Annotated in this window: 18 protein-coding genes and 1 riboswitch; of the genes, 8 read left to right on the top strand and 10 right to left on the bottom strand. The window is 71.4% G+C overall.

What is annotated here, in order from left to right:
* Positions 1 to 5: 5 nt before the first annotated feature.
* Together KME79_RS23915 and KME79_RS46480 are read right to left on the bottom strand one after the other, a co-directional pair.
* Positions 6 to 1,535, bottom strand: a complete 1,530-nt coding sequence (locus KME79_RS23915; protein WP_308249026.1) for a helix-turn-helix domain-containing protein — start codon at positions 1,533 to 1,535, stop codon at positions 6 to 8.
* Between the two features lie 16 nt (positions 1,536 to 1,551).
* A complete protein-coding gene (locus KME79_RS46480) occupies positions 1,552 to 3,237 on the bottom strand; it encodes an enoyl-CoA hydratase-related protein (RefSeq protein WP_219546393.1) in 1,686 nt (561 codons plus the stop codon).
* Between the two features lie 177 nt (positions 3,238 to 3,414).
* On the opposite strand from KME79_RS46480, the gene KME79_RS23905 reads away from it, so the two are divergent.
* Entirely contained in the window at positions 3,415 to 3,861 is a 447-nt protein-coding gene (locus KME79_RS23905) for a pyridoxamine 5'-phosphate oxidase family protein (protein ID WP_219546392.1), read from the top strand.
* 85 nt (positions 3,862 to 3,946) lie between these two features.
* Here KME79_RS23905 and KME79_RS23900 read toward each other — a convergent pair whose 3' ends face one another.
* From KME79_RS23900 to KME79_RS23885, 4 genes are all read right to left on the bottom strand, one after another.
* Positions 3,947 to 4,192 carry a hypothetical protein gene (locus KME79_RS23900; RefSeq protein ID WP_219546391.1) on the bottom strand — a complete coding sequence of 82 codons (246 nt, stop codon included), beginning with the start codon at positions 4,190 to 4,192 and terminating at the stop codon, positions 3,947 to 3,949.
* Between the two features lie 1,121 nt (positions 4,193 to 5,313).
* Positions 5,314 to 5,616 (bottom strand): DUF952 domain-containing protein, encoded by a 303-nt coding sequence (locus KME79_RS23895; RefSeq protein WP_219546390.1) that lies wholly within the window; start codon positions 5,614 to 5,616, stop codon positions 5,314 to 5,316.
* Positions 5,604 to 6,152 (bottom strand): GNAT family N-acetyltransferase, encoded by a 549-nt coding sequence (locus KME79_RS23890; RefSeq protein ID WP_219546389.1) that lies wholly within the window; start codon positions 6,150 to 6,152, stop codon positions 5,604 to 5,606. The genes KME79_RS23895 and KME79_RS23890 overlap by 13 nt, the downstream gene beginning before the upstream one ends.
* 20 nt (positions 6,153 to 6,172) lie before the next feature.
* The gene (locus KME79_RS23885) at positions 6,173 to 6,496 is read right to left on the bottom strand and encodes a DMT family transporter (protein ID WP_219546388.1); all 324 of its coding nucleotides are present in this window, start codon (positions 6,494 to 6,496) and stop codon (positions 6,173 to 6,175) included.
* Between the two features lie 112 nt (positions 6,497 to 6,608).
* Here KME79_RS23885 and KME79_RS23880 point away from each other — a divergent pair, with 112 nt between their 5' ends.
* The gene (locus tag KME79_RS23880) at positions 6,609 to 7,562 is read left to right on the top strand and encodes a radical SAM protein (protein WP_246640336.1); all 954 of its coding nucleotides are present in this window, start codon (positions 6,609 to 6,611) and stop codon (positions 7,560 to 7,562) included.
* 47 nt (positions 7,563 to 7,609) lie between these two features.
* Here KME79_RS23880 and KME79_RS23875 read toward each other — a convergent pair whose 3' ends face one another.
* Positions 7,610 to 8,797 (bottom strand): L,D-transpeptidase, encoded by a 1,188-nt coding sequence (locus KME79_RS23875; RefSeq protein WP_246640297.1) that lies wholly within the window; start codon positions 8,795 to 8,797, stop codon positions 7,610 to 7,612.
* Positions 8,798 to 8,967: 170 nt separating this feature from the next.
* Positions 8,968 to 11,187 (bottom strand): SF1B family DNA helicase RecD2, encoded by a 2,220-nt coding sequence (recD2, locus tag KME79_RS23870; protein ID WP_219546387.1) that lies wholly within the window; start codon positions 11,185 to 11,187, stop codon positions 8,968 to 8,970.
* A gap of 78 nt (positions 11,188 to 11,265) precedes the next feature.
* A riboswitch (guanidine-III (ykkC-III) riboswitch) is annotated at positions 11,266 to 11,331 on the top strand.
* A 32-nt stretch (positions 11,332 to 11,363) separates the two neighbouring features.
* Between recD2 and KME79_RS23865 the strand changes: the two genes are divergently transcribed.
* From KME79_RS23865 to KME79_RS23845, 5 genes are read left to right on the top strand one after another with little or no spacing between them, the layout of a single operon-like run.
* On the top strand, positions 11,364 to 11,678 hold the full coding sequence (locus tag KME79_RS23865) for a DMT family transporter (protein WP_219546386.1): 315 nt from the start codon (positions 11,364 to 11,366) through the stop codon (positions 11,676 to 11,678).
* Between the two features lie 40 nt (positions 11,679 to 11,718).
* Positions 11,719 to 12,699 (top strand): CE1 family esterase, encoded by a 981-nt coding sequence (locus tag KME79_RS23860; protein WP_219546385.1) that lies wholly within the window; start codon positions 11,719 to 11,721, stop codon positions 12,697 to 12,699.
* Between the two features lie 19 nt (positions 12,700 to 12,718).
* Positions 12,719 to 14,068, top strand: coding sequence for a serine hydrolase domain-containing protein (locus KME79_RS23855; RefSeq protein ID WP_219546384.1), 1,350 nt, complete (start codon positions 12,719 to 12,721; stop codon positions 14,066 to 14,068).
* 52 nt (positions 14,069 to 14,120) lie between these two features.
* Complete coding sequence (locus KME79_RS23850) at positions 14,121 to 14,603, top strand: acyl-CoA-like ligand-binding transcription factor (RefSeq protein WP_219546383.1); 483 nt, start codon at positions 14,121 to 14,123, stop codon at positions 14,601 to 14,603.
* Entirely contained in the window at positions 14,587 to 15,498 is a 912-nt protein-coding gene (locus KME79_RS23845; protein WP_219546382.1) for an alpha/beta fold hydrolase, read from the top strand. The genes KME79_RS23850 and KME79_RS23845 overlap by 17 nt, the downstream gene beginning before the upstream one ends.
* On the opposite strand, the gene KME79_RS23840 is transcribed toward KME79_RS23845, so the two are convergent.
* On the bottom strand, positions 15,461 to 16,375 hold the full coding sequence (locus tag KME79_RS23840) for a hypothetical protein (protein ID WP_219546381.1): 915 nt from the start codon (positions 16,373 to 16,375) through the stop codon (positions 15,461 to 15,463). The two genes, KME79_RS23845 and KME79_RS23840, sit on opposite strands and share 38 nt — an antisense overlap.
* Before the next feature lie 269 nt (positions 16,376 to 16,644).
* Between KME79_RS23840 and rox the strand changes: the two genes are divergently transcribed.
* Positions 16,645 to 18,111: a rifampin monooxygenase gene (gene rox / locus KME79_RS23835; protein ID WP_219546380.1), complete on the top strand. Its 1,467-nt coding sequence runs from the start codon at positions 16,645 to 16,647 to the stop codon at positions 18,109 to 18,111.
* A 36-nt stretch (positions 18,112 to 18,147) separates the two neighbouring features.
* Here the strand turns inward: rox and KME79_RS23830 are convergent, their stop codons facing one another.
* The gene (locus tag KME79_RS23830; RefSeq protein WP_219546379.1) at positions 18,148 to 18,567 is read right to left on the bottom strand and encodes an SRPBCC family protein; all 420 of its coding nucleotides are present in this window, start codon (positions 18,565 to 18,567) and stop codon (positions 18,148 to 18,150) included.
* Positions 18,568 to 18,571: the final 4 nt, after the last annotated feature.

The following is an 18,571-nucleotide window of genomic DNA, read 5'->3' as shown; positions in this document are numbered from 1 at the left end:
CACTTTCAGATGTCGCGGAAGGTCTCGATCCGCGCCCCCAGCGCGTTCAGCCGCTCGGCCAGATCCTCGTAACCACGGTTGATCACGTACACGTTGCGCAGCACCGACGTGCCCTCAGCCGCCATCATCGCCAGCAGCACCACCACCGCGGGCCGCAACGCCGGCGGGCACATCATCTCCGCCGACCGCCACCGCGTCGGCCCCTCCACCAGCACCCGATGCGGATCCAGCAGCTTCACCGAAGCACCCAGCCGGGTCAGCTCCGTCAAGTAGATCGCCCGGTTGTCATACACCCAGTCGTGGATCAGCGTCGACCCCTCCGCCGCCGCCGCGATCGCCGCGAAGAACGGCACGTTGTCGATGTTCAGACCCGGGAACGGCATCGGATGGATCTTGTCGATGGGGGAGACGAGCTTCGACGGCCGCACCGTCAGATCCACCAGCCGGGTACGGCCGTTGGCCGCCGCGTACTCCTCACCCCGGTCATGGTCGAGCCCCATCTCCTCCAGCACCGCCAGCTCGATCTCCAGGAACTCCACCGGCACCCGGCAGATCGTCAGTTCCGACGACGTCACCACCGCGGCGGCCAGCAGGCTCATCGCCTCCACCGGATCCTCCGACGGCGAATAGTCCACATCCCGCTCGATGTCCGGCACCCCGTGCACCGTCAGCGTCGTCGTGCCCACCCCCTCGACCCGGACCCCCAGCTCCTCCAGGAAGAAGCACAGATCCTGCACCATGTAGTTGGAGGAGGCGTTACGGATCACCGTCACCCCGTCATGACGGGCCGCGGCCAGCAGCGCGTTCTCCGTCACCGTGTCACCGCGCTCCGTCAGCACGATCGCCCGCTTCGGCGACACCCCCCGCTCCACCTCGGCGTGATAGAAACCACCGGTCGCGGTGATGTGCAGCCCGAAATGCTGCAGCGCCGACATGTGCGGCTGCACCGTACGCGTGCCCAGATCACAACCCCCCGCGTACGGGATCCGGAACACGTCCGTGCGGTGCATCAGCGGACCCAGGAACATGATGACGCTCCGCGTACGCCGCGCCGCCTCGGTGTCCATCGACTCCAGCTCCAGCCGGGCCGGCGGCACGATCTCCAGATCGTTGCCCTCGTTGATCCACCGCGCCCGCACCCCGATCGACGCCAGCACCTCCAGGATCCGGTACACCTCCTCGATCCGCGCCACCTTGCGCAGGATCGTCCGCCCGGAGTTCAGCAACGACGCGCACAGCAACGCCACACACGCGTTCTTCGACGTCTTCACCTCGATGCTGCCCGACAGGCGCCGCCCGCCCACGACCCGCAGGTGCATCGGCCCCGCGTAACCGAGAGAGACGATCTCACTGTCGAGCGCCTCGCCGATCCGGGCGATCATCTCAAGGCTGATGTTCTGGTTGCCGCGCTCGATCCGGTTGATAGCGCTCTGGCTGGTCGCCAGCGCGTCCGCCAGCTGGAGCTGCGTCCATCCGCGGTGCTGCCGCGCGTCCCGGATCAGCCGACCGATCCGTACAAGGTAGTCATCTGCCACAACACCTCAACCTATCTCACATATGAGATGCCTCCGCGTCAGGTGCCGGCGACGCGCCGGACCCCCGCCTATGCAGGGCCAGACGCGCCGGCGTGCACGCGGGCCGCCGCCCGTGCACGAACGCCCTCCGGGCCTCCCCGAACCCGCGCCGGTCACCGAACACATCACGACTCAGCTCCGCCAGCTCCTCCGCACGATAAGCCTCCAACGGCTTACGCCGCTCATCGGCCTCCCGCGCCTCCCGCTTGGCCGCCAGCAACCGCTCATAACGCGGGCTGGACGCGAGCCTGTCAGCGTACTCCAGCACCGCCCCCTCGAACTCCGGCCGCGACCCCGGCACCACCCGATCCGCCAGCCCCAGCTCCACCGCCTCCTGCGCGCCCACCGGCAACGCCTGCCAGGCCAGCCGCCGCGCCTGCCGCGCCCCCACCCGGCGCGGCAGCACGTACGCCCACAACCCGCCCCCCGACAACCCCAACGTCCGGAAATGCGGATTCAGCACCACCCCCGAACGCACCATCACCCGATCACCGCCCAGCGCCAGCATCACCCCGCCCGCCCACGCGTCACCACCCACCGACGTCACCACCAGCTGCCCCGTACACGCCACCAGCTCCCGGCACAGCAGACCGAACGCGTTCACGTTCATCCACGCCTCCAGCTCCGGATACCGCGCCGCCTCGATCACCTTCAGATGCACACCCCGGGAGAACACCTCACCACCCCGCACCACCAGCACCCGCGTATCCTGCGCCGCCGCATACCGCAACGCCGCCACCAGCCGCCGGCACTGACCCGCCGACATCGCCCCCTCATAGAAATCGAACCCCACCACACCCACACCATCACCCCGGTCATAGGTGATCTCGCTGAAGCCCGCCCGCTCCCGCACCCCGTCCAACCGCCCACCCAGCACCGACGCCGCCGGCAACGTCACCGCACCCCGCTCCTCGGCCCGCAACTGGCCCACCCACACCGTCCCGTCACCGGTGTGCACCAGCACCGCACCCTCCCGCCGCCCCGCCACCACACCCGGCACACCCCCCAACACCGGCCCCCGGTACACGTCGAACACCCGCACCGCCAGCCCGCACAACTCCGCCACCACCCCCGGCTCCCCATCAGCCGCCCGCACCCGCCGCACCACCTCCTCCGTCGGCGCCTCCCACGACAGCACCCCACCCGGCTCCCGCACCCGCGCCACCGGCCCGCCCGGCACCGGCGGCTCCGGCACGAACCCCGGATCCGCAGCCCTGTCCGCCACCTCCAGCACCAGCTCCGCCGCCGCCTCCGCCACCGGCCCCCGATACAACGCCGACCTGCGCGGCGGCTCAGCAGGCATCGCGAACATCCGATGCCCCCACACCGGCGCCCCCTCCATCTCCCGCCCGGCCTGCAACGCCGTCACACCCCACTCACCCACCCCGCCCGCGATCGCCCGCTCCAGCGGGAAAGGACCCCGATCACCCGGCGGCCCCGGACGGATCACCACCGTCCGCGCCCCCTCCCACAACGGCGCCGGCGCCCGCCCCGCCGCCGACGGGCAGATCACCAGATCCGGCTTCGCCAGCCGGACCGCCTCCATCACCAACCGCTCCGACAGCGCCAGCTCCACGCTGACCTCGTGCCCGGCCCGGCGCAACGCCAGCCAGACACGCTGCACCAGACCGTCGAAGGAGGAACAGACAAGCAGGATACGCACAGGAAGATCATCCTCATCGGTGGGACGTGCCGCCGGAAGGGACGCGCACAGCCCCGCCCGGCCCGTACAGGCAAGCATGCTGACACGTCCACGCAAACGTCGATGACAGATCCCAGCAAAACCCGCCACATCCGGGGGAGTGGAGCAACCCCCACACGACCGTGCCACCATGGGCCCATGACGGCGTGGCACGAGGTCGAACAAGCAGAGCCCGCATTCGCCCGGCGCGTACGAGCGCTGTTCGACGCCCACAGACACAAGACCATCGCCACCCTGCGCACCGACGGATCACCCCGCATCTCCGGCATCGAGGCCGCCTTCGAGGACGGCGAACTCGTCTTCGGCTCCATGCCCAACGCCCGCAAGGGCGCCGACCTGCGCCGCGACCCGCGCTTCGCCCTGCACAGCGCCACCGTCGACCCCGTCGAGGGCTCCGAGGCACAGTGGCCCGGCGAGGCGAAGATCGCCGGGCGGGCGCTCGCCGGCGGGGGAGGAGCGGACGGTGATCGTTTCCGTGCCGACATCGCCGAGGTCGTGCACATGCATCTCGACGACCAGGCGACGGTGCTCGTCGTCGAGTGGTGGACGCCCGGGCATGGGCTGCGCAGGGTGGAGCGCGCGTAGCCGCGACGGTTTTCCGTGTTGACCGGTTCCGATCCGATACCAAACAGAATTCAGCTTCTGTTTGGTATCGGGTGGTTTGTCCGGGTTAGAGGCGGTTGACGAGGCGAGTGGCGGCCCGGTGACTCATGCCGGTCTCACCGCGTACGAGGAAGACCGCCTCCTGGATCTGACCCATCGCCTTCAGCTCGCGGGCCTGGTCGATGATGTCCTGCCGGGGGGAGGGACGGTTGCGGGGCGCCTTGGTCAGGCGGACGGCCAGGATGATCAGGTAGATGATCGCGACGGTGACGACGAAGGTCAGCGCGATCAGACCCCCGGTGGATACGGCCATGAGTCGATCGTACGTAAAGAGATCGCCTCGCGGGAGTCAGGGCGTGCCGACGAAGGTCGCGGCGTCTTCCTCGTTCATGCCGGTTTCTGCGCGTACGAGGTGGACGGCCTGTTCGGTGTGGCCGGCTTCTTTGAGGTGGCGGGCCCGGGTGGCGAGGTCGGGCTGGGCGGGTGTACCGGTGAGGGCGGGGTGGCGCTGGTGTGATGCGGTCGCGGGTGTTTCTGTTTCTGATGAGGATGGCGGCGCTGGCGGCGAGGGTTGTGGCGATGATCAGTAACTCGGTGGTGGGCATGGCTGGGACGGTATCTCGGGCGCTCTTGTGGTTGCTTGATAATGGACATTATGTCAAGTAGGGCTGAGTGGTGCCCTGTTGGTGGTTAGTCAGATTGGGTGGTTTCGGTGGTGCGGGATTTATATGTTGTGACATGCGTTACGTGACGGTGAGTGACGTCGTTGTGGCTTTCGGGCGTTATCGATGTGTGATGTGATCTTGTGGTGCCGGTGTTGCCGCTGGTGGCGGGGTGTGGCGGGCTCGGGTTGGGGCCTCTCCCCCGGTGGGCGGCGGGTGCGGGCTGGATGCGGTGTGTGGTTGACAGGTGACATGACTTGTCGTTGATTCCTCGCCCTCGGGCAGGGGTGGCCTTTAGGGTGGTCTTCTGCTATCGCGCCGCGAGAGGAGCAGCACGTGGGGAACGAGTCCGTGTTATGTCCGGTGTGTCAGGGGGTTCTTCCCGCTGACGGGCGCGAGGCGTATACGCCGCTGCGTGGGCGGTTGATCCTGACGAACGGTTACTGCCCGGGTGGGTGTGCCGATCGGCGTGCCGCGCATGTGGAGCAGGTGCGGCAGCGCGCGCCGCAGGCGCCTCAGGCGATGCCTCAGTCCATGGTGCCGTCGATGGGGCAGGGGGTGTCTCAGCCGGTCGCGGGGCCTGGTGGGGAGCTTCCGGTGCGGCGGCCGCAGGCGGCTGTGGTGGGGCCGGGGGTGCGGGTTCCGCGCTGATTGTTCCGGTTGCCGGTGTGCGGGGGTGTGCCGGTGGCGGGGTGTTGTGTACGGCGGGTCCATGGTCTGAGGCGGGTGTGCCGCTGAGGATGGTGGGCTCGCCGTTTTCGTGTGTGCGGGGTCAGGGGTGGTAGGGGCGGGTGCGGGTGACGGCGGTGGTGGGGAGCGGTCCGTACAGGTGGGGGTAGCCGTTCTCGTGGCGGATGTCGAGTCCGGTGGGGTCGATGTCGAGGATGAGCAGGGGTTCGGTCACGTGGCTGTAGTAGGTGGCGTGGACGGTGCGGAGTTGGTCGTGGTCGCGGCTGCAGTGGATGAAGCCTTCTTGGTCGAGGGTGCGGCCGAGGGTGGAGATGCGGTACTCCCCTGTGTTCTGGGCGTGGGTCCAGTCGGTGGCGAGGGCGAGGTGGTGGATCATGGGGTCCATTCGTGGTCGAGCATGGCGTAGATGAGTTCTGAGGACCATTCGCCTTTGACGTGTTCGTTGTCGATGAGGTGGGCTTCGCGGCGCATGCCGAGTTTTTCGAGGACGCGGGCGCTGGCGGTGTTGCGGGCGTCGAGGCGGCCGGTGATGCGGTGGAGGTGGAGGCCGTCGAAGCCGAGGCGGAGCATTTCGCGGGCGGCTTCGGTGGCGTAGCCGTGGCCGTGGTGGTCGGGGTGCAGGACGTAGCCGATTTCGCCTTGGCGGTGGGCTTTGCTGGTCCAGATGAGCAGGCAGTTGCCGATCAGGGTGCCGTTGTGGGTGATGGCGAGGTCGATGGCGTCGCCTTCGTCGAGGAGTGCGGTGCGGGTGGTTTTTTTGTCGAGGAAGGTGCGGGTGGCGTCGCGGTCGCGGGGGTGCCAGTAGAGGTAGCGGGTGACGTCGGGGCGGGATTCGTAGGAGTGGAGGGCGTCGAGGTCGTCGGGGGTGAAGGGGCGGAGGGTGAGGCGGGGGGTGGTGATGGGGTATTGGGGTTTGAGCACGAAGGCAGTTTAGGGGGGTTTCAGTGGGTGCCGGCGAGGTTGAGGATGACGACGCCGGTGATGATGAGGAGGATGCCGCCGATTTTGTGCGGGGTGAGGGTTTCGCCCATGAAGGCGGCGCCGATGAGGGCGATGGCGGCGGTGCCGGCTCCGGCCCAGACGGCGTAGGCGGTGCCCATCTCGAGGTGGAGTTTGAGTGCTTGGGCGAGGAGGGCGAAGGAGGCGATGTAGCCGAGGGCGGTGGTGACGGTCCAGCCGGGGTTGGTGAAGCCGTTGCTGAGTTTGAGTGCGGTGGTGGCGGTGACCTCGCAGATGATGGCGAGGGCGAGCAGGAGCCAGGCCATGGTGTTTCTCCCCGGGAGGCGGTGCGGGTGTCCCAGCGTATGGGGGGTGTGCGTCCGGGTGGGGTGGTGGGCCGGGTTGAAAAGGGTGTCGAATGCGTGTTCCACTTGGTCGGTGGGTTGGGACGCGCAGCCTCTGGTGGAGGCGGCCGATGAGCGGCCGCTGATCGAGCGGCGTGCCGTGGTGCGTGACGGTTTCTACGAGCTGCAGGCGCGTGTGGTGATCGAGCGGGTGGCGCGGACGGCGGGGATCGCGCAGCGGTGGGCGGTGTCGCCGTATCGGGGGTGTGTGCACGCGTGCCTGGGTTGTGGTGCGCGTGGGGGGCATCGGCGGCTGGGGCTGGACGCGGGGCGTGATTTCGACTCGCGGGTCGTGGTGAAGCCGAATGTGGTGGCGCGGTTGCGGGCGGAGCTGGCGCGGTGGGGTGGTGAGCCGCTGGCGGTGGGGGTGAGTGGTGACTGTTATCAGCCGGCGGAGGAGACGTACCGGTTGATGCCGGGGGTGGTGACGGCGCTGGCGGAGGCGGGGGTGCCGGCGACGGTGTATACGCGCAGTCCGCTGGTGTTGCGGGATGCGGCGTTGCTGGCGGAGTGCGGGGTGCGGGTGGCGGTGTCGATCGCGTTCGTCGACGAGCGGATCCGGCGGGCGGTGGAGCCGGGTGCGGTGGGGGCGCAGGCGCGGTTGGAGCTGGTGGCGTCGCTGGTGGAGGCGGGGGTGGATTGCCGGGTGCTGATGGGGCCGGTGCTGCCGTTGCTGAGTGATGATTCTGATCAGCTGGCGGCGACGGTGCGGCGGATCGGGCAGGCGGGGGTGCGGTCGGTGGAGCCGGTGGTGTTGCGGCTGCCGGCGGGGACGCGGTCGTGGTTCGGGGCGTGGCTGGGTGAGGCGCATCCTGGGCTGGTGGCGCGTTATGAGGAGTTGTACGGGCGTGACGGGTTGCCCTCCCCCGCTTATGAGGAGCGGATTCTGGGGCAGATCGCGCAGTTGTGCCGGGTGTACGGGATGCGGTGCGGGCCGGGTGAGCCGGAGCCGCGTGAGCCGTGGTTCGGGCAGTTGGCGCTGGTGTGACCGCTCCCCCGCGCGCGGCGGGCGTGCGGGGGTGTCAGGTCAGGGGCTCAGGTCTGGTTCTTGAGTGCGCTGCCTTGCTTCCACTGTTTGAAGGACATCTGCCAGAAGCCCCAGCCGTTGTTCCATTCGAGTTCGCGGTCGGTGCCCTTGATCTCGACGATGTCGCCGCGCTGGAAGTTGTCGTAGTACCACTTGGCCTGGTCGGGGCGGGCGTTGATGCAGCCGTGGCTGACGTTCTGGCGGCCCTGGGCCCAGACGTTGTTCTTGGCGTGGACGTATTCGCCGCTGTTGGAGATGCGGACGGCGTGGTCGACCATGACGTCGTAGTAGCCGGGGTCGCCCTTCTCGCGTCCTGGGGAGATCATGCGGACGGGGTTGACGCGTTCCATGGTGAGGTGGACGCCGCTGGTGGTGGTGTATTCGCGGGTGGTGGCCTTGCCGGCGCTGATGGCCATGGTCTGGACGCGTTTGCCGTTGCGGTAGACGTACATCATGTGCTTGGCGGCGTCGACCTTGCTGATGACCTTGTCGCCGATGTCGATGGCGTAGTCGTAGTTCTTCATGCCCCACAGGTCTTTGCCGGCCTTGACGCCGTCGAGGGCGGCGTTGAAGGTGACGGTCTGGTTGGGGGCCCAGTATTTGGCGGGGCGGTAGATGGCGTAGGAGTCGTCGATCCATCGCCAGGCGCCGTCGACGGGTTTTTCGGCTTCGACCGTCAGGGCGCGTTCGACGGCGGCCTTGTTGGCGACGGGCTGGTTGAACCTGACCATGATCGGCATGCCGATGCCGACGGTTTCGCCCTTGATGTTGGGGGTGACGTCGGTGATCTGCAGGACGCGGTCGGGTTTGCGGGTGGTGAAGGCGCTGGCGGCGGTGGCCGCGCCGGCGGTGGCGGCGACGTTGTAGTCGGTGGCCGGCTTGAGCGCGGTTTTGGAGACCCATTTGGTGCGGTCGGTGTTGAAGGTGCCTTCGAGCTGCTGGCCGCCGGTTTGGACGGTGACGTCGTCGAGGGTGCCGCCTTCGGCGGTGACGACGATGCGTTTGCCGGGGTTGACCTTGGTGCTGCCCTGGGCGGGGGTGATGGTGATGGTGGGGGGTTCGGGGGTGGCGGAGGTGGTGGCCTCGGAGGCTGCCGGGGTGGTGCCGCCGGCGGCGGAGCAGGAGGCGGTCAGGGTCGCGGCGGCGAGCAGGGCGACCCCTGTGGCGGTCTTCCTCCAGGGTGTTGTGATGGTCAAGTGAACCTCTCCCCACTTACATGCACTGCACTAAAAGACCTTAATGCTCCTGCATGTAAGACGAGCGTTGGTTTCGGAGAGTTCAGTCACATTTCGATCACTTCTGGCGGTGAGTCGCTGGTCAGCGCGCCGCCGGGTGGGGGAAAAACTCGCGGCCGGGCCGTACGGGGTCAGTCGCGGCGGGTGAGGCGGTGGGTGAGGCCGGTGTGGCGGCGGCCGGCGCCGCGGGTGCGGACGGCCTGGGCCAGGGCGCGGCGGGAGCCGACGATGACGACGAGCTTCTTGGCGCGGGTGATGGCGGTGTAGAGGAGGTTGCGCTGCAGCATCATCCAGGCGCTGGTGGCCAGCGGGATGACCACGGCGGGGTATTCGCTGCCCTGGGAGCGGTGGATGGACACGGCGTAGGCGTGGGCGAGCTCGTCGAGTTCGTCGAAGGCGTAGTCGACGCGTTCGTCCTCGTCGGTCAGGACGGTGAGCGCGTGGTCGTCGGGGCGGATGTCGGCGACGACGCCGACGGTGCCGTTGAACACGCCGGCGGCGCCCTTGTCGTAGTTGTTGCGCAGCTGGGTGACCTTGTCGCCGACGCGGAAGACGCGGCCGCCGTGGCGGCGTTCGGGGGCGCCGTCGCGGGCGGGGGTGAGGGCTTCCTGCAGGGCGGCGTTGAGTGCGCCGGCGCCGGCCGCGCCGCGGTGCATCGGGGCCAGGACCTGGATGTCGCGGCGGGGGTCGAGGCCGAAGCGGCGCGGGATGCGGCGGGCGGCCACGTCGACGGTCAGGGCGGCGATGTCGTCGGGTTCCTCGCAGGGGAAGAGGAAGAAGTCGTCGAGGCCGGCGAGCTGGGGCTGCAGGCCGGAGTTGACGCGGTGGGCGTTGACGACGACGCCGGACTCGGCGGCCTGCCGGAACACCTGGGTGAGCCGTACGCGGGGGATGTCGGCGGCGGCGAGCAGGTCTTTGAGGACCTCGCCGGCGCCGACGGACGGCAGCTGGTCGACGTCGCCGACGAACAGCAGGTGGGCGCCGGGGGCGACGGCCTTGACGAGGCGGTTGGCGAGCAGCACGTCCAGCATGGAGGCTTCGTCGACGACGACGAGGTCGGCGTCCAGGGGGTTGTCGCGGTCGTAGGCGGCGTCGCCGCCGGGGCGCAGCTGCAGCAGCCGGTGGACGGTGGTGGCCTCGTGGCCGGTCAGCTCGGACAGGCGTTTGGCGGCGCGGCCGGTGGGGGCGGCGAGGATGACCTTGGCGCGTTTGGCGCGGGCCAGGGTGACGATGGAGCGGACGGTGAAGCTCTTGCCGCAGCCGGGGCCGCCGGTCAGCACGGCGACCTTGTGGGTGAGGGCCAGGCGGACGGCCTGGCGCTGCTCGCCGGCGAGGTCGGCGCCGGTGCGTTCGCGCAGCCAGGTCTCGGCCTTGGCCCAGTCGACGTCGGCGAACGCCTTGAGCCGGTCGTGGCCGTGGTGCAGGAGGGTGAGCAGGGAGCCGGCCAGCGACTGCTCGGCCCGGTGGAAGGGCGGCAGGTAGACGGCGGGGACGTCGTTGTCGCCTGCGGGCACCTGCTCGCGGACGACGCCTTCGGCGGCGGCGAGCTCTTCCAGGCAGGTGGCGGTGAGCGGGGCGGGCACGTCGAGGATCTTGACGGCGTCGGCGGTCAGGTTGGGGGCGGGCAGGTAGCAGTGGCCGTCGTCGGCGGCCTGGGACAGGGTGTAGCGCAGTCCGGCCTTGACGCGTTCGGGGCTGTCGTGCGGGATGCCGACGGCCTGGGCGATGGTGTCGGCGGTCTTGAAGCCGATCCCCCACACGTCGTCGGCCAGCCGGTACGGTTCGGTGCGCACGACTTCGACGCTGCGTTCGCCGTACTGCTTGAAGATGCGCACGGCGATGGAGGTGGACACGCCGACGCCCTGGAGGAACACCATCACCTCTTTGATGATCTTCTGTTCTTCCCAGGCGTCGGCGATCATGCGGGTGCGTTTGGGGCCGAGGCCGGGCACTTCGGTCAGGCGGGCGGGTTCCTTCTCGATGACGTCGAGGGTGGCGGTGCCGAAGTGGTCGACGATCCGTTCGGCCATTTTGGGGCCGATGCCTTTGATGAGGCCGGAGCCGAGGTAGCGGCGGATGCCCTGGACGGTGGCGGGCAGGACGGTGGTGTAGGACCAGACCTCGAACTGGCGGCCGTAGCGGGGGTGGGAGGTCCAGCGGCCGGTCAGCCGGAGCGACTCCCCCACCTGGGCGCCGAGCAGGGGGCCGACGACGGTGAGCAGTTCGGTGGCGGAGCGGCCGGTGGCGACGCGCGCGATGGTGTAGCCGCTGTCCTCGTCGGCGTAGGTGATGCGTTCGAGCACGGCGTTCAGGTTGGTGCCGCCGTCCCGGCTTCCTTCAGGCCTGCCCACACGGAGGAGACTAGGACAGATCTTCACCGCCGCGACACCTCCCCCGGCGCGGCGGGGGGCGGCTGGTAGCGTGGCGGGTGGCTGCCCGCTGCGGGTCACGCCCCGGACGAGCGCGTCGTACCCGGCATGACAAGACGACGTGGACCGTGGTCTGTTCTCCTGCGGAGGTGCGTGTCGTGGCGTGGATCGTGCTGGTCGTGTCCGGGGTGCTGGAAGCGGTGTGGGCGGCGGCTCTGGCTTCGTCGCAGGGGTTGTCGCGGTTGCGTCCCGCGCTGCTGTTCGTGGCGGCGCTGGCGGTCAGCATGGCGGGGCTGGGGTACGCGTTGCGGACGATCCCGGTCGGCACGGGTTACGCGGTGTGGGTGGGGATCGGCGCGGTCTGCACCGCGGTGTACGGGATGGTGTTCCTCGGTGAGGCGGTCACGGCCGCCCGGCTGGTGTGCCTGATGCTGATCGTCGCGGGTGTGGTGGGGCTGAGGTTGGTGTCCTGACGGGATCTCCCGCGGACTGCCTGGGAGGGCGGGAGGTGCCATGGGCGGAGGGCGGGGCGTCGGCGTGGCGCTGCTGACGGCGATGCTGGTGGTGGTGACGGCCGCCGGCTGTTCCGGGCGGACGCCGGAGCGGCCGTCGGCCGCGCCCACGACCGTCCCCACCGTCGCTCCCCCGCCGGACGGCTGCGCGGGCGGGCCGCGGCTCGCGGAGGGGCGGCACACGATCGAGTTCGGCGGGCTGGAGCGGGTGTTCCTGCTGGCGCTGCCCGAGGGGGACGGCCCGCACCCGGTGCTGCTGAACCTGCACGGGCTGGGTTCCAACGCGCGTGAGCAGGCCGCCTACAGCCGGCTGCCGCGGGTGGGCGCCGAGCGCGGCTACGTCGTGGCCACCCCGCAGGTGGCCAAGGGCAGGCTCGCCTGGACGCTGCCGAACGGGTTCGGGCCCGACGACACCGGGTTCCTGGGGGCGCTGCTGGACCGGCTGGAGCAGGAGCTGTGCGTGGACCGGCGGCGCCAGTTCGCCGCGGGGCTGTCGTACGGGGGCGGGATGGCGGCGGCGCTGGCGTGCTCGATGCGGGGGCGGCTGGCCGGGGTGGCGGCGGTGGCCGGGCTGAGCCTGGTGCGGCCGTGCCCGGAGCCGCCGCCGGTGACGCTGGTGTCCTTCCACGGCACCGCCGACCGGACCGTCCCGTACGGGGGCGGGCATCCGCTGCGGGACGCCACCGGTGACCTGCGCAAGCTGGCCGAGATGGTGAAGCTGCCGCCGGTGCGCCGGAGCGCCGAGGGGTGGGCGGAGGCGCTCGGCTGCCCGGAGCCGCGGGTGAGCTCTCCCGTACGGTCGGTCGAGCTGCGTGCGTGGGACGGGTGCGCGGCGGGGGCGGACGTCCGGTTGTACACGGTCGGCGGCGGCGGTCACACCTGGCCGGGGCCCATCGAGGTGCCGCGGCTGGGCGCCACGGCGCGGGGGCTGGACGCCAGCGCGCTGATCCTGGACGCCTTCGACGCCGCCGAGCCGCGCTGACCCCCTAGGCTTGCTGTTCATGACTCAGGTGGGACAGGTGACGGCCCGCGCGCTGATGCGCCGCCTGGCCGTCGAACAGAGCGAGTCGCGGATCCCCTCGATCATGGCGGCGGTGGTGCGTGAGGGGCAGGTGGCCTGGCAGGGCGGTCGCGGCCGGACGGCCGGTCCGCCGGGAGGCGAGCCGACGCCGGGCACGCAGTACCGGCTGGGGTCGATCACCAAGAGCATGGTGGCGGTGGTCGTCATGCGGATGCGTGACGAGGGCCTGCTCGATCTGGCCGATCCGGTCGGCAAGCATCTGCCGGGGGTGCGGGCCGGGGAGGCCACGGTCGCGCAGCTGCTGTCGCACACGGGCGGGCTGACGGCCGAGCCGCCGACCGACTGGTGGGAGCGCACGCCGGGCGTGGAGGCGGGTGAGCTGCTGGGCAGGCTCGGGCCGGCGCATGTCAAGCATCGGCCGGGGCGGCGCTACCACTACTCCAATCTCGGTTACGGGCTGCTCGGCGAGCTGGTCGCCCGGTTGCGGGGGGTGCCGTGGCTGGAGGCGGTGCGGGAGGAGGTGCTGGAGCCGCTCGGCATGGGTGACACGACGCCGCGGCCGCGGTCGCCGCACGCCGTCGGTTACGCCGTCCATCCGTACGCCGACGTGCTGCTGGCCGAGCCGGAGCATGATCATGGGGCGATGGGGCCGGCGGGGCAGCTGTGGTCGACGGCCGGTGATCTGGCGCGGTGGGCGGCGTTCGTGGCCGGTGACACCGGCGGGGTGCTGGCGGAGGGCACGCTGGCGGAGATGCGGGAGCCGGCGACGGTCGACGACGGTGACGCCTGGACCGGCGGTTACGGGCTGGGGCTGCAGCTGACGCGGCATGCCGGGCGCCGGTTGGCCGGGCACACCGGGTCGATGCCGGGGTTCCTGGCGACGGTGTGGGCCGATCCGGCCGCCGCGACGGGGGTGCTGTTCCTGGCCAACGCCACGTCGGGGGTGGGGCGGACGTTGCTGTTCGATCTGCTCGACATCCTGGAGGAGCATGAGCCGCGGATGCCGCGGGAGTGGGTGCCGGGTGCCGCCGACCCGGATCTGCTGGCGCTGACCGGGTTGTGGCACTGGGGTCCGGCGCCGTACACGCTGCGGCTGCTGCCCGATCGGGGGCTGGCGCTGGGGCCGGTGTCCGGTGGCGGGCGGGCGTCGCGGTTCGTGCCGCAGGACGACGGCACGTGGCTGGGGCTGGACGGTTACTACGCGGGCGAGACGTTGCGGGTGGGGCCGGATCATCTGGATCTGAACACGTTCGTGTTCACGCGTGAGCCGTACGATCCGGGGGCGCCGGTGCCGGGTGGTGTCGGGGACTGGCACACCCCCACTACTTGACGTCGGGCGTAAAGTACTTGCTATGGTACGTCAAGTAGTGGCGGGAGGCGGCGTGACCCACGACGAGCAAGGCGCTCTCGAACAGGACATCCTCCGGCTGGTCGGCAGCAGGCTGCTCGACCCGCTGGAGATCCTGCTCGGCGACGGCGCGTCGGGGGCCCTGGAAGAGCTGCGCGCGAAGGCGCGGCACGACGCCGCCACCTGGGCGGCCGACCTGCTCGGGCCCGACCGGCCGCGCGCCGTCCACACCGGCGCGCGGCTGATCGCGGTCCTCTACCCCGGCGACGCCGCCTTCGACCCGCCGCTCGAGTGGTGGCGCACCCCTCTGGGCCGGGCGATCGCCCGGCGCGTCGGCCATCCCTCCGCCGACCGCGTCCCGTACGCGGTCGCCGGGGCGATGCTCGGCATCACCCGCCAGGGCGTCCACGACCTGGTGCGGCGCGGGAAGCTCCAGCAGCACCCGGACGGGGGTGTCGCCACGCGCTCGGTCCGCGAACGACTCGACCCCGGAGGGGCGCATGGAGACCATCCTTGACGGCGACATCCCGATCGCCGTCCACGACCACGGCGGCGACGGCCCGCCGCTGCTGCTGCTCCACGGAGCCGGCGGCAACCTGCTCAACTGGCGGCAGGTGGCCGCCCATCTGAGCGGGGTGCGCGCGGTGGCGGTCGACCTGCGCGGCCACGGCCGCTCCGGCGACGGCCCGTGGACGTGGAAGGCCGTCCTGGACGACCTGGAACACGTCGTGGCCGCGCTCGGCCTCGGCGAGCCCGCCGTGGCGGGCCACAGCCTGGGCGGCATGCTCGCCGGCCTGTGGGCCGCCCGCCACCCCGCCTGCCCCGCCGCCGTCAGCCTCGACGGCCACCGCGCCGCCGAGACCCACCCCGCCAACTACGCCGGCCTGGACGCCGGGCAGGTGACGGCCGGCCTGGCCACGCTGCACGAGATGTTCAGCCGGCAGGCCGAGGCTGCGGCCGCGCCGATGACCGCCGGGCAGGCCGAGGCCTTCCTCGACGGGCAGCGCGCCTTCGCCGCCGCCCAGAACGCCGACCCCGACGACTGGGAGGAGTCGGTGCGGCGCAACCTGCGCGCCCACGACGGCGGCTTCCTGCTGCGGCCCGGCCCCGGCGTCACCTCCGCGCTGCGCGAACTGCCCGAGTTCGCCGACGCGCTGCCCGTCTTCCGCCGCCTCACCGGCCCGTTCCTCATCGTCAACGCCACCCGCAACCCGCCCGTCCCGCCGCACCTGGTCCCGCTCATGGACGCCTACCGGGCCGGGCTGCGCCGCGACCTCGCCGCCCTGGCCGCCGAACGGCCCGCCATCGAGGTCCGCGAGATCGACGCCGGGCACGGCATGGTCGCCGAACGGCCCGCCGAGGTCGCCGCCCTCATCACCGGCTTCGTCCACCGCCACAGCAGGGCCGCCTGACCCTCCGGTCGTCGCCCCTCATGCCGGCCAGGCCCGCTCCGCGGCCACGACGCGGGCGGACTCGGCGCGGGCCGCGTCGCGGACGGTGAGCAGATCGCCGTCCGCGGCCAGGACGGTGACGATCGCCCGGCCCGCAACGGTGACACGGTGGGACGTCCCGGGGCGGCGGCCGGGAGGCGGCCAGGTGCCGCCTGCGGACGGTGGAGACCGGCGCGCCCGCGGGGTCGAGGTCGTGGCGGATCCGGGTGCGGCACCGGTGCTGGGCGAGGGTGCGCCACGGGTAGGGGTCGCCGGTCACGTCCGGCCCGGATCCGTCCCGGGGCGGCGGGGCCGTACGCTCGCGCAGGACGGGCCAGTCCATCGACGGGACGTAACCGGAGGGCAGCGCCGCCGCGTCCTCGCGCAGCCCCGCGGGGCGCGCGTGCGGTGCCGGGTCGAAGACGTCGCGCAGCGGCCAGAACCGTAACAGCACGTGGGCCTGCCGGGGGTCCTCCCAGAAGTCGCCGTCGCTGCCCCTGGCCGGGGGCACGCGATGAGCGCGCACACCGTACAGGAAGCAGGGCGGGCCCAGCACGAGCGCGCCGAGGGAACGCTCGCCCTCGTCGTCGCCCATGGTCACGATGCCGCCGGCGCTCAGGTAGGCGCTCTCCCCCGCCGCCGTCCACGGGGCGGGGGCGGGCGGCGGGGCGGAGTCCCAGATTTCCAGGCGGACGTCCGCTCTGCCGTGGCGGACGCCGCTCTCGACGCGCATCCAGCCGCCCGCGGTGTCCAGGACGCCGTCGGACAGCGACGGGGCTTCCACGACGCCGTACAGGTCGTCGAGCTGGAAACCGCCGTGATAGGTGTCCACGGTGTCCCTGAACGATCGCAGCGTCATGGCCGTGGTCTCTCCGCTTCCCGCGGGGATTCGCCCGCGGACAGTGACTCTAGGGACCGCGGCCGACAGTTCCGGCCCATCGGGGAAAGGGTTGGACGGGAGGGTGCCCGGGCTTGTAGTTTGCGGCTGACCGTGACGCCGCCCGAGGAGGTGAGACCCATGAACGCTGTAGCGATGTGGGTGCTCCCCCTTCCCGTCACGGCCGGGCGACCGAGGTAGGGGCCGCCGGGAGCGCCTCGCTGACAAGGCACTCCCGAAAGGCGACACCTATGCACTCTCAGCAGGTCACCGGCGCCGGGCGCGCGCCCCTCACCCACGATGTGATCATCGCCGGGTGCGGGCCGACCGGCGCGATGCTGGCCGCCGAGCTGCGGCTGCACGACGTACGGGTACTCGTCCTGGACAAGAGGACCGAGCCCGCGTCGTTCGTCCGCGTCGTCGGTCTGCACATGCGCAGTCTCGAACTGATGGCGATGCGCGGACTGCTGGACCGCGTCCTCCCGCACGGGCGGCAGCGTCCGGCCGGCGGTTTCTTCGCCGCCATCCCCAAACCCCCGCCCCAGGGCCTGGATTCCGCCTACGCCTATCTGCTGGGCATCCCGCAGCCGGTCATCGAGCGTCTGCTCGAGGAGCACGCGGCCGAACGGGGCGCGCAGGTCCGGCGCGGTCGCGCGGTGGCCGGATTCGAGCAGGACGACGAGGGCGTGACCGTCGAACTGGCCGGCGGGCAACGGCTGCGTTCGCGCTACCTCGTCGGCTGTGACGGCGCGCGCAGCACGGTGCGCAAACTGCTCGGCGTCGCCTTCCCCGGCGAGCCCTCGCGGACCGAGACGCTGATGGGCGAGATGGAAGTGGGCGTGCCGCGGGAGGAGATCGCCGCCAAGGTGGCCCAGGTCGGCCAGACCCATCGGCCGTTCTGGCTCCGGCCCTTCGGCGAAACCGTCTACAGCGTCGTGGTGCCCGCCGCGGGAGCCGGCGACCGCGCGGAACCGCCCACCCTGGAGGATTTCCGGCAGCAGTTGCGCGCGATCGCCGGAACCGACTTCGGCGTGCACTCCCCGCGCTGGATGTCCCGCTTCGGGGACGCCACCCGGCTGGCCGAACGTTACCGCGTCGGGCGGGTGCTCCTGGCCGGCGACGCCGCGCACATCCATCCGCCCATCGGCGGGCAGGGCCTCAACCTGGGCGTCCAGGACGCGTTCAACCTCGGCTGGAAACTGGCCGCGCAGATCCGCGGCTGGGCCCCGGCGACACTGCTGGACACCTACCAGGCCGAACGTCACCCGGTCGCCGCGGACGTGCTGGACAACACCCGCGCCCAGATGGAACTGCTGTCCCCCGAACCGGGCCCGCGGGCCGTGCGCAGGCTGCTCACCGAGCTGATGGACTTCGACGAGGTGAACCGCCATCTGACCGAGAAGATCACCGCGATCGGCGTCCGCTACGACTTCGGCGAAGGGCCCGGCCTGCTCGGCCGCCGCCTGCCCGACGTCGAGGTGAAGAACGGCCGCCTCTACGCTCTGCTGCACCACGGCCGCGGCCTGCTGCTGGACCGCACCGGACGCCTGACCGCCGGCGGCTGGGCGGACCGGGTCGATCACCTCGCGGACGCCTCCGCGGGCGTGGACGTCCCATGCGTCCTGCTACGCCCCGACGGCCACGTCGCCTGGATCGGCGACGACCAGCAGGACCTGGAGGACCACCTGTCCCGCTGGTTCGGCGAGCCCGCCACCTGAACACCGGCCGGTGGTGAGCCGTCAGGGCCGGGGTCGTCAGGTGAGCAGCCGGGCCAGCCGGCGCAGCGACAACCGGGCCAGCGCGTTCACCACCGGCCGGGCCACCGGCCACAGCAGCCACCCCACCGGCCCCAGCGGCGGCCGCAGCCGCTCGGCCCAGATCACCCGGCTGCCGCCCGGGCACGCCCGCACCCGGATCACCCCGTCGCCGCGCACCAGCCGCCCCACATGCCGCATCTCCACCACGTGGGGCGGCTCCCACCGGGTGATCGTCATCACGTCCAGGAAACCCAGCCGGCCGACCCCGGTGAACGCCTCCACCCGGTCGCCGGCCTCCCACGCCGACGTCAGCACCATCCACTCCCGGTGCCGCGGCCAGTCCGTCACGAGCGCGAACACCCGCTCCGGCGGCGCCGGCACGAACACCCGCGCGGCCGCGTACACGTGACAGGTCACCTCA

This window comes from Nonomuraea harbinensis, from assembly GCF_019396385.1.
Classification (GTDB): domain Bacteria; phylum Actinomycetota; class Actinomycetes; order Streptosporangiales; family Streptosporangiaceae; genus Nonomuraea; species Nonomuraea ferruginea.
This window is presented reverse-complemented; position numbering and strand designations above follow the sequence as displayed.